The following is a 10,669-nucleotide window of genomic DNA, read 5'->3' on the forward strand; positions in this document are numbered from 1 at the left end:
TAGCAATCTTTTTGTTTGTTTAGGATTTTTTTGGATGTAGTTCCAAGTGTAGCTCATGGTTTTTGAGGTTGATAAAAGTGATTAATTTTATCTTATTTTACCATAAGTTTGTTTTTTGGAGAGGTCTAACGGAGTGAAGCCATTGACAATTACAGCTAAAGGTCATGGTGTTCGTCAAAGATGCCGACCAAATAAATACGGTTTTCCAAAGGCTCATGCTCCTGCCGCTAAATTCTTCAGGGGTTTTCAAACGGGAGATATAGTCAAAGCTGATATCAAAAAAGGGAAATATGCCGGAAAGTACACAGGCCGTATAGCTATTCGTCATCGCCCAAGTTTTGTACTTTCGGCAAAGCCGTTCGCGTAGCGGAGGCCGTAGGCCACGCTTCGCGAACAGACTTCTGACCAAAAAATTGATGTACATCCAAAGTACTTACAGAAAATCTTTAAAGCTGACGGTTATGAATACCAAGCTAATTAATACTGATTCTATGCACGCTCATTTTATTTATCTGCGGGAATTCCCAAGGGGCTGTGTGCGGAACCTGCGTCCGCACTTTATACGCCCCGTCTCCCGCTAAAACTAACGTTTATAACGGGAGTCCCCTTCCCGTCTTTAAGATGGAGATATTGAAGTCCAAAAAATATTTGATCTTCAAGGAGATCACTATCAACTGATGAACGTGGGGTGGCACGGAAATCGGCGAAGAGGCTGTGTTCTCCAAATTGACCTTAAAAACGACAAAATTTGGATACAACATGATGGCACAGAAATTGGCGTTGCTAATGAATTAGTAGAATGGGGTGTTCCTCCTGAAGATATTGTCTTAGCTTACCATGCTCCTTTTAAACGCCAATATACTGGATTTGCTGTTGATTGATTAAATATAGCAATTCTATTTTCCATGAGGTAAAAAGGGATCCCCCTAAATCCCCCTTAATAAGCAGGGCTGTTTCATTCTCACTAAAATAGAAGATAATCAGAGATAATTACTCTTAAGTGCAAAAACTGAGGATATAGGTCAAATTATGGCTCATTGTCTTGATGCAGTCGCTCATGGGGGAAACCCCCAAGACCGCGCTGCATCGCTTCACTGATTGCTGCCTTGATAGAATGAAACCCATGTGCTCGAAGAAGGGTTAAAACCCATGTTTTGAGCAAAGATAAGTTTTTTGGAGCAAATCCTGATCTTTGAGGACTAGTATCTTCCTCATAGATGACGTCCTTGACCCAATGAAGCGAATTTTCAATCAGCCAATGTTCTCTAATTCCATCGGCCAGACGGCGAGATTGAGGTGGTAAAGAACAAAGATAATAACTAATGCTTTTTAAGGGTTCATTACCGCGAGTTCCACTACGTTCAACTTAATGATACAACCCACTCCAATCCATTTCGGATCAAGGTTTTTCGGTGGCTCAAACACTTCTATTTTACGTACAGTATTACGGTTTCTAGTTTTTTCATGATGGCGCACTTTTTGTCGTGGTGTAACCTGGTTTGATTCCCTTTCTATTTGTTGATATAATTTGGGTTGATTTTTTTTGACTTTAACTAGATAGTCATTCCCTGACTCGACAATGGCTGCCAGAGTTTTTTTTGACAATGAAGAGCATCAAAAGTAAATACGACACCGGTTAAATCTAATAACTCAATTAAGTCTCGAACCACGGTTATTTCGCTTTCCTGTTTGTTTGACATCATTTTTAGCCCTAAAACTAATCCTCTTTGATGAGAAAGCGATGCAGCGCGGTCTTGGGGAGGCAGCGCGGTCTTGGGGGTTCCCCCCATGAGCGACTGCCGTGGTTTCCCCCATGAGCGACTGCATCAAGACAAAGCCGAAACACAGTTGATAAAGTTTTGTTGAGCCTGATTGTAGTTACTAACAGTATTTTTGAGGCTCTTACCATCCAGGGATATCCATTCATTAGAGGGAATCAGACTATATTGTTTACTCCATTGATTAAACACAACTTGGAGTTCTTCGTAATCTAAATTAATCATGACTCTTCTGATTGCTGAATAAGAAGGAACACGAGCACAAGGAATTTGAAGTATACTAATTAATTCTCTGCGGTGGCGTTCCACAAATCTACCCAATTGTCGATAACCCCAATAACCACTCTGCGTCACCCCATAATTATGATTAGAAGCACCAGCCATAGAGGATGACGAAGACCATGAGGATCTCGGTGATCAGGTATTTGCAAGAGAAACGTCGATTAAGCTTTTCGGCATGATTTGGGTATATAATGGTAATTAGGCCATTTTTCGGGCTATTGCTTCAATATACACCTTTTTACTCTATAATGAAACAGCCCTGCCCTTAATAAGGGGGACTTTGAGGTTTATAATTGTACCTCATAAATGCAATAACCGCTATAAATAAATAGGAGATTTTAACAATGCCTAGTTTAACAGTAAAAGACTTAGAAAAGCTGCAAGCTCAACATCCTGATTATCAGATGGAACTAGTGGGTGGAGAAATTATTGTTATGAGTCCTTCAGGGTTAGAATCGGATCAAGTAGCTGCTGCAATTGTTGCCCAGTTATCAAATTGGGTACGACCTCGTAGACTAGGCAGGGTAACTGCTTCTAGTGGTGGTTTTCGTTTACCTAACCAAGATGGAGATATCCGCGCTCCCGATGCTTCTTTTATCCTAGCTGAACGTTTACCTCGCACTACAGAAGGTTACGCGGAGTTAGTTCCTGACTTGATGTTTGAAGTTAAATCTAGAACTGATAGTTTGGCTAAATTACGCCGGAAGATCCAGCAATTTCTGGAATTGGGAACTAAAGTTGGGGTGTTAGTGGATCCGAGAACTCGCACCATGGAAGTTTATCGTCTCAATCAGGTAATGGTTATGCTAGAGGATGGGGATGTGCTGCAAGTACCGGAATTACTTTGTGGGTGGGAATTGTCTGTTGTGGAAGTTTGGGCACCTGAGTTTGATTAGAACAGATAATCACTCTCAGCGTCGTAACTTATGAGGCGTGTTGATGGTGTATCGTGGCTGTTCACCTCGTGCGTAGCGTTTAATGTTATCAATCACCACAGCCGCCATACCATCGTAACTTACCTCGGTTATGGCAGCAATGTGTGGAGTAATAATTACGTTTTGCTGACGAAGAGAATCCGTGGGGGAGTCAACGAAATCAAGACCAGTTCCTGCTAAATCTCCCTTCTCTAGTGCTGCTTCTAAGGCATATGTGTCCACTAAACCACCCCGTGCTACGTTGATGAGAAATGCTCCAGGTTTAATTGCTGCGAGTGTGTTCTGATTAATCAGATGATGAGTGTTTTTAGTATACTCCGCACACAAGATAATATAGTCAGCAATTGATAACGCTTCAGAAAGAGCATTAGAGCCGTAAACTTTTTCTATCCCTGTTTCTGGTAACGCACCACGTTCTGGGTGTTGCCGAACCGCAACAAGACGCATTCCAAAAGCTTTTAGGCGTACCGCTAATGCTGTACCAATGTCACCAAGTCCAACGATACAAGCTGTTTTTCCCAATAAGGCAATACCTGCTTTTGCACTCCAGTCTTCACTTTTAGATGATTGCTGTGTGGTTGTCATGTGTCGCGAAAGCATGAGCATTAGCATTATGGCATGTTCGGCAACGGAATCAGCATTCCCAGAAATACTCCCAGGTACATGTGCTACCCATACTCCAGCACGAGTAGCTGCCTCAATGTCTATAGTTTCTATACCCACACTAAACTCTTGCACTAAACCAAAGTGTCCAGAGGCAATGATTGAAGCATCAATCTTAGCCATCCAAGGTACCACAACATCAACACTATCTAAATACTTGATAATAGTATCTGAGGGACAGGTGATAATTTCATGGTCTGATAGTTGTGATGCTAGTAAGTTCACTGCTAGTGTTGCGCTATCGCTACACAATAAAACTTTCATAATTTAGACTGAAAAACAGCATCAAGTAATCCTTAGCATCAACCCCCTATAATCTTCATGGCTGCATTATGCCCTGGAATTCCACTAACACATCCTCCCCGTTTGGCTCCAGAACCACACAGGAAGATATTATCAAAGCCAATCTCCACGCCCCACATTCCCCGTTCTTCCTCTGATTCTACAAAAGGCCAGGAAAGAGATTGATGGAAGACATGACCTGTGGGAATGCCCACTTCTCGTTCCACATCCACTGGAGTTGCGACATCAACACAAAGTTGACCATTTTCATCCCGCGCTATACAATCTTCTATGGGATCTAATAAATATTGATTTACCCCATTAAGATACCTCTCCAATACTTTCTGTTTCTCTGTTTCATTGTCTTTAACAAATAAGCTATAAGGCATTTCCAATCCAAATAAAGTTAGGGTCTGGTAACCTTCTGCTCTCAGAGATGGGGAGAGGATAGAATCATCCGTTAAACTATGACAATAGAACTCGCCAGGGGGATGTTCTGGTATCACTCCTTCACAAGCCATTTTGTAGCTATCGATGATGTTTTGATAACCCTCGTTGACATGGAATGTTCCAGTAAATGCCTCTACAGGATCGTAATCTGCCTTCAAACGGGGTAACTTCCTTAAAACCATATTAATTTTGACAAACGATCCTTCATCTTTGGAATCGTTGGGAGGATTATACCCACTCAACAGTTGGGAAAGTTTTTTCGGAGCAAGATTAACTAAGACATATCTTCCACTGACATAGCTTTCTTGGTTATTATGTTGAAACTTTACGGTTGCTTGCCCTTCGTCTGGCTCTATTTTGGTGACTTCAGCATGGTTGAGTATCTCCACACCATTTTTTTTGCATTGAGCAACAAGTTCCTCTGTCAGCTTCCCCATACCACCCACTGGTACACACCAATCCCCTGTACCATTGGCAATAATATGATAAAGAAACGTCCGATTTTGTTGTAAGGAAGAGTCATGGGGATGGGTAAAGGTGCCAATAGTTCCATCTGTGAATACTAAACCCCGCACCAAATCGCTTTGAAAGAATTCTTCAATAGCAACTCCCAAGGGTTGCTCTATAAATAACTGCCAAGCTAGCTTTTCTTCTTGCGTCTGAAAGCGATTTTTAATCTCATCTCTGGTCTGCATCGGTTCAAGCAACGAAGGCCAGATGTGCTTTCCTAAAGACTTTTGCAGTTGATGAAACTTGAAATAGCTTTGGTATTCCTCTAAATTTCCGGTGAGTTGCTTAAAGGAATGCTCAGTGACTATTTCAGATTCATTACTAATCAATAAACCCTTATGTTTCCCATTTTTATCAAATGGAGTGAAGGAAGCGGGATTTCTTTGTCGGAATTTAAAATTTAAATCTAAATCTGAGATGATTTTTGGTGGGAGCATTCCCACTAGATAGGCATACACTGAGAGTTTCGCTTCAATACCTGGAAATAGTTGTTCTGAAACAACTGCTCCTCCTACCTTATCTTGTCGTTCTAGCACCAAAACTGAGCGACCCGCTTTGGCAAGATAACAGGCTGCAATTAGTCCATTGTGTCCACCACCGACGATAACGACATCGTAGCTTTTTTGTAGATTTGAAGATGGCATGATTTTTCCTAGGGTAACTTGGCTGGGAGTATGTCAATATAGGAGGGATCTAGCCGATCAAGCAAACGGCGATTAGCTTCCCATACCAGTTGGAATTCTCGGTCGTTCTGGAGGAATGGACCCTCGAACTGCTTTGCTGTATGTTCGCAAATCTCAGGTGGTGGTATAATCGGCTTGGCGTTACTACTTAATACATTAACCTGAATCTCGCACGCCTTATTCAGGTAGTACATATAGAAGAATGCCTCAGCCAGTGTTTGACCTACAGTTAAAAGACCGTGGTTACGGAGGATTAAACATTTCTTGTCTCCCAGAGATGCCACCAGCCTTTCTCGCTCATCAAGGTTAAGTGAGATGCCCTCATAATCATGGTAGGCAACCCGATTATAAAATTCCATCGAAATTTGGTTAAGGGGCAACAAACCCTCTTCCATAGCAGCAACAGCCATGCCACTAACAGTATGGGTGTGGATGATTGCATGGGCATTAGGGCAACCTAAATGAATAGCACTATGTATTGTAAATCCAGCAGGATTTACTTCCGCGTCTGCCGGGTCAATTTTGTTGCCATTAGCATCCACTGGAACCAAATTTGATGCACATATTTCGTCAAACATCATACCATACGGATTAATGAGGAATATTGGTGGCTCCTCCTTAATACGCACGGAAATATGGGTGTAGATCATGTCTGTCATCCCATAATAGTGAATCAAGCGGTAAGCAGCAGCAAGATCTATGCGCAAGTTTCGTTCTTCTTGGGAATAAAAGGGAGTTATGGTATTATTTGGATTGGAACTTTTTATATTTCCATTCATGGGTTATTTTTTTATGTTTTATTTGATTGATTATTTACAGTAAACAGTCATGCTACGAAATTTAATTAGCATGAAACAAATTTACTTTTAGAGATTAAATCACCCTCCTTAAGGTCAGTTAATTTATAACCAAAGGAAGTTAAAGTCTCATCGCCTTTCGATTTGATCAGGGAGTATAGACCATCAAGAAATATTTTAGAGTAGCGGGCTTGGGAATCGACAAAACGCATTGTATATGCCATTCTCGATGGTAATTTTCCCTCCTGGAGGGGGACACTTCTATGCCAAACAAATTTGTCTAGTAGAAGGGCATCACCCACTTCAAAGCTATCTTCTACTTTATTTTTCTCTAAAACCATCTCTTCAACTTTAGAAGCATAGAAAAACTCAAAATAATTAAACTCTTCGGTTTGACAAAATTCTGCAAAATCTTTGTGTTGTATTAGTTCGTACCGAAGGGCATAGTACCCAGAGGTGGGATAAGCCTTTCGCGGTACATATGCCATCCCTCCATGTTGCTCTTTCGTATTAATTGGAACTAGTGGTATCCATAGGGAATATCCTAAATCCTCTGGTTTAATGAAGTTGAAGCTAACTAAATCTAGATGAAAATGAAATCCTTTTCTGTTTGGTTTTAATTCAAATCCCACACCTTGGGTGAAGATTAATTCATTTTCGATTAATTGCTTGAGGGTGTTTTTAAAGTTTTCTTCTGAATAGATCTGGTGGGTGACAGCATTTTCTAGGTCATAGCCTACTCTGGAAAAATCTCCACTGTAAGATTCGGGAACTTTTTTTACTTGATTGGATTCGGCAGTTAGATACCCTAATTTATCGATACCTTCATCCGTAAACAGTTTTTTTATTTTGATAAACCCATTCTCAGCAAAAGAGTTTTTTTCTTCTGGGGATATAGTGATTTTGTTGACTAGCAAAGACATAAGCTTTTAAGAAGTTAGGATGTAGGAGTTAGAATAAGTTAGAGCTCTAAACAAATTTACTCTTAGAGATTAAATCACCCTCTTTCAGATCGGTTAATTTATACCCAAAGGAAGTTAAAGGATCATCCCCCATAGCTTTCACCATGTAATTAAAATCATCAAGAAACTTTTTACCATAGCGGGCTTGGGAATCCACAAAACGCATTGTGTATGCCATCCTCGAAGGTAACTTTCCTGCCCTCAGGGGGGCACTCCTATGCCAAACAAATTTGTTTAGTAACAGAGCATCACCTACTTCAAAGTCATCTTCTACTTTATTTTTCTCTAGAATCAATTCTTCCACTTTGGAAGCATGGGGAAAGTTAAAAAAATTAAAATCTTCAGTTTGACAAAATTCGGCAATATTTTCGTGTTGTACTAGTTCATAAATAAGGGAAAAATACCCAGAGGAAGGATAAACGTTTTGAGGTACATATGCCATCCCTCCGTGCTGCTCTTTGGTATTAATGGGAACTAGGGGTATCCAAATAGAATAAGCTAAATCTTCTGCTTGAATAAAGCTAAAACTAGCTACATCCAGGTGGAAATAAAATCCTCTTTTGTTGGGCTTTAATTCAAATCCCACACTTTCGATGAAAGTTAATTCATTCTCGATTAATTGCTTGAGAGTGTATTTAAAGTTTTCCTCAGAATAGATCTGGTGGGTGACAGCATTTTCTACACCGTAACCAATTCTGGAAAAATCCCCAGTATAGTATTCAGGAGCTTTGGTTATTTGCTTAGAGTTGTAGGTTAGATCCCGTAATTTATCTGTAGCTTCCCAGGTTAATAATCTGTTTAGCTTGATAAATCCATTTTTCCAAAAGAATTCTTTATCGGTTTGGGATAAGGTAATTTTGTTTACTAGTGAAGACATTTTTTATTAGGTAATTGATAGCAATCCAGAAAACCATACTGTGTTAATAATATTACTTTTATGAGTTAACAAATGATATCAATCATGGTGTTATATTCTAAAACTTTGAGATGCCAATTAGTCACTTCTTCTCCTGGTATCAAAATTGGACTTCCTGGGGGAATTTTATTGATAGAGCAACCGCTTAGTTTACCTAATGCTTGCCCAATGGGGAACTTTTCTTTCCGGCTAAAGAAAGCATCTTTAGGTAAAGTCCTCATTTGAGGGCGACGGCAAAAGTAACTGTCAGGTAAAGTATCTTTTGGTGCTTTTTCCCTCAGAATCGGCACAATTGCTGCTAAGGTTTCTCTCATAAATTGGAAATCTTGTTGATTGTGATGGAAAGAGAAAATTAATAACAATCCCTCTTCACCAGCAAATTCCCCATCGATCCCGCGAGCGTAAAACAGCTCTGCTAACTCTTCTCCCGTAGTGCGATCGCTTTTTAAATAGAGTTTCAGAGGATCGCTAACTTGAGGATCGTAAGTTAACACCTTGCCGTAATTATCCAATTGACTGCGCAGGCGATCGCATTCCTGAATGGCTTGCCAATATAACCCTTGACCTTCCTCAGAATATCCCTTCTTAATCGCATCTTCAATACTCAGCATTAACAGGTTACTGCGGGTCGTTGTTTCAAATAAAGGCAAAACCCCCATCACTTGTTCAACAGTAAACCGAGAGTCAGTTGGTAAATGCAATAAAGCCGTCTGTACCAAACTCCCAGTATATTTGTGCATACTATGGGTGACGATATCTGCCTTAAATGCGATCGCCGATTGCCATTGTTCGTCCAGAAAGGGAAAATGACTCCCGTGGGCTTCATCCACTGCTAAAGCAATATCGCATACGCGACAGTAATCAGCTATCTTAACCAGATCGAGAGTTACACCTTCATAACTCGGATGAGTGAGTAACAAAGCTGATACACCACTGGTTTCTAATGCAGAAATAACCTCGGAGGTAGTGGGCATCAAAGACACAGAAGGAATAAAATAAGGCTCTAATCCTGCTAAAATGATGCCGTTTATGGTGGCAATATGACTGTTAAGAGCGATCGCCACTCGCTTGTACTGAGTACCCAATAAAGCACAAGCGGTTAAAACCCCTTGAGTCCCTCCCCCAGTTAGCCAAAAGGTATGCTTTGTGCCATACATTTCAGAGAAATGTTTTTCTATGCTCTCAGTGCGAGGGCGAGTCAGGAACGGTGCATCATATTGATAGATTTCTTCACTGAGGCGTACGCTATTTTGAGCAATTCCTTGGTGGGCAGGAGTATAAAGACTCACCTGCACATCCTGATTATGAGATGCGATCAAATGATAAGCAGAAGAAGGTTGACTCATAAGCTACAGAAAAATCGGCTGAAGTTGCGGCATCGGGCGAATTGTACTTTCCACTGCAATACCATTACGTAAGGCTAACAGTAATCCCGTCGCCTCCATGTAGCTATTGACACGATATATCGGGTTGCCTTGAGTCTCGATTTGCAGTTTTTCCGGGGTAATATCGTATTTAGTGGTATTATCTTTAACTAAGATTACGGGCACACCTTGGTCTAAAGACGCTAAGAACGGAATATTTCCCACGGTTGTTTCTGGCATTACCACCGCCGAAACATTCTCCACCGATATCCTGGTTTCACCTGCTGCTACAGGAGTATCAAACCTTACCGGACGGGGAGAATTGATTAAACCATTGAGAGGGGAACAAACATAGGCACTCGAAATTAATTCTGCACCATCCCTAGGGTCTACTAATTTCCCAAATCCCGTATGTTCCCACTCCAATAATAAGGGTGCATGGGCAGCAGTAAAGGGATAAAAATTAGTGAGCATGTGGGTCATAATTGCTTCCGCACCGCCCCAAGGATTCGGGATAGATTCCCCTCGGTAGTAAGCTTGACGAATTTTATCGTCTACTTCCAAAGTAGTCATTAAAGCCACCGCCCTAGCGGAAGAATTTTCCACCACATCTAGAGCCTTCATCAACTCGTCCATACCTTTAAATTCCCCAGAAGCATTACCATACTGGGAATAGGTACAGGCGGTTTCCACTGGGCCACCCGTTACGACTACAGGGTCGATATTAATTCCCCCCACAGCACGCAAGCCATTGAGAGCATTAATAACATTGTTTAAAAATCGCTCATCTCTTGGCTTTTCTATAATCGCTGCAATGTTTTTGCGCTTCTCTGGAATTACGCCAATATTACCCAGGAGTAACTGACAAATCAGATTCCCTTCCAGATAAAGCACATTATCCTGACCGAAATAAATATCCGACGCTGTAACGGCATTGGGATTTGTCACCAGATAGTCACAAGCGGAGGCTAACAGATTGGTACTAGGAGTCGCATCTCCGGCAAAACCACCAATTTCTGCTCTGACTCCGGTGGGAATAATACTAAC

General features: G+C 41.1%; 13 protein-coding genes and 1 pseudogene. 3 read left to right on the plus strand and 11 right to left on the minus strand.

Annotated features, from left to right (window positions below; translation table 11 throughout):
* The first annotated feature begins 142 nt into the window (after window positions 1-142).
* Both F6K38_RS44460 and F6K38_RS28320 read left to right on the plus strand, forming a co-directional pair.
* Entirely contained in the window at window positions 143-367 is a 225-nt protein-coding gene (locus tag F6K38_RS44460) for a hypothetical protein (RefSeq protein WP_502709605.1), read from the plus strand.
* A gap of 262 nt (window positions 368-629) precedes the next feature.
* A pseudogene (locus F6K38_RS28320) lies at window positions 630-881 on the plus strand (XisI protein); the annotation flags it as partial.
* A 146-nt stretch (window positions 882-1,027) separates the two neighbouring features.
* Here the strand turns inward: F6K38_RS28320 and F6K38_RS43625 are convergent.
* Genes F6K38_RS43625 through F6K38_RS28335 form a run of 4 tightly spaced genes read right to left on the minus strand, consistent with a single transcriptional unit; the run spans window position 1,028 to window position 2,162 of the window.
* Window positions 1,028-1,324 carry an ISAs1 family transposase gene (locus F6K38_RS43625; RefSeq protein ID WP_353737228.1) on the minus strand — a complete coding sequence of 99 codons (297 nt, stop codon included), beginning with the start codon at window positions 1,322-1,324 and terminating at the stop codon, window positions 1,028-1,030.
* 5 nt (window positions 1,325-1,329) lie between these two features.
* A complete protein-coding gene (locus F6K38_RS28325; protein WP_287358390.1) occupies window positions 1,330-1,605 on the minus strand; it encodes a hypothetical protein in 276 nt (91 codons plus the stop codon).
* A complete protein-coding gene (locus F6K38_RS28330) occupies window positions 1,554-1,790 on the minus strand; it encodes a hypothetical protein (protein ID WP_287358392.1) in 237 nt (78 codons plus the stop codon). Before F6K38_RS28330 ends, F6K38_RS28325 begins: the two co-directional genes overlap by 52 nt.
* A 36-nt stretch (window positions 1,791-1,826) precedes the next feature.
* Window positions 1,827-2,162 (minus strand): transposase family protein, encoded by a 336-nt coding sequence (locus tag F6K38_RS28335; protein WP_287358394.1) that lies wholly within the window; start codon window positions 2,160-2,162, stop codon window positions 1,827-1,829.
* 242 nt (window positions 2,163-2,404) lie between these two features.
* Here F6K38_RS28335 and F6K38_RS28340 point away from each other — a divergent pair, with 242 nt between their 5' ends.
* Window positions 2,405-2,956 (plus strand): Uma2 family endonuclease, encoded by a 552-nt coding sequence (locus tag F6K38_RS28340; RefSeq protein ID WP_287252945.1) that lies wholly within the window; start codon window positions 2,405-2,407, stop codon window positions 2,954-2,956.
* 15 nt (window positions 2,957-2,971) lie between these two features.
* Here F6K38_RS28340 and F6K38_RS28345 read toward each other — a convergent pair whose 3' ends face one another.
* The 7 genes from F6K38_RS28345 to F6K38_RS28375 all read right to left on the minus strand — a co-directional run.
* Window positions 2,972-3,922 (minus strand): NAD(P)-dependent oxidoreductase, encoded by a 951-nt coding sequence (locus F6K38_RS28345; protein ID WP_287358395.1) that lies wholly within the window; start codon window positions 3,920-3,922, stop codon window positions 2,972-2,974.
* A 38-nt stretch (window positions 3,923-3,960) separates the two neighbouring features.
* Window positions 3,961-5,544: a phytoene desaturase family protein gene (locus F6K38_RS28350; RefSeq protein WP_287358396.1), complete on the minus strand. Its 1,584-nt coding sequence runs from the start codon at window positions 5,542-5,544 to the stop codon at window positions 3,961-3,963.
* Between the two features lie 8 nt (window positions 5,545-5,552).
* Window positions 5,553-6,362, minus strand: coding sequence for a class II aldolase/adducin family protein (locus F6K38_RS28355; RefSeq protein ID WP_287358398.1), 810 nt, complete (start codon window positions 6,360-6,362; stop codon window positions 5,553-5,555).
* A 65-nt stretch (window positions 6,363-6,427) separates the two neighbouring features.
* On the minus strand, window positions 6,428-7,303 hold the full coding sequence (locus F6K38_RS28360) for a hypothetical protein (RefSeq protein ID WP_287358400.1): 876 nt from the start codon (window positions 7,301-7,303) through the stop codon (window positions 6,428-6,430).
* Window positions 7,304-7,349: 46 nt separating this feature from the next.
* Entirely contained in the window at window positions 7,350-8,219 is an 870-nt protein-coding gene (locus F6K38_RS28365) for a phytanoyl-CoA dioxygenase family protein (RefSeq protein ID WP_287358402.1), read from the minus strand.
* Window positions 8,220-8,284: 65 nt separating this feature from the next.
* A complete protein-coding gene (locus tag F6K38_RS28370; RefSeq protein ID WP_287358405.1) occupies window positions 8,285-9,604 on the minus strand; it encodes a DegT/DnrJ/EryC1/StrS family aminotransferase in 1,320 nt (439 codons plus the stop codon).
* A gap of 3 nt (window positions 9,605-9,607) precedes the next feature.
* Window positions 9,608-10,669: DUF3326 domain-containing protein (locus tag F6K38_RS28375; RefSeq protein ID WP_287358407.1), on the minus strand; the 1,062-nt coding region annotated here is incomplete at its 5' end.

This window comes from Moorena sp. SIO3B2, from assembly GCF_010692525.1.
GTDB classification, from domain to species: Bacteria; Cyanobacteriota; Cyanobacteriia; order Cyanobacteriales; family Coleofasciculaceae; genus Moorena; species Moorena producens.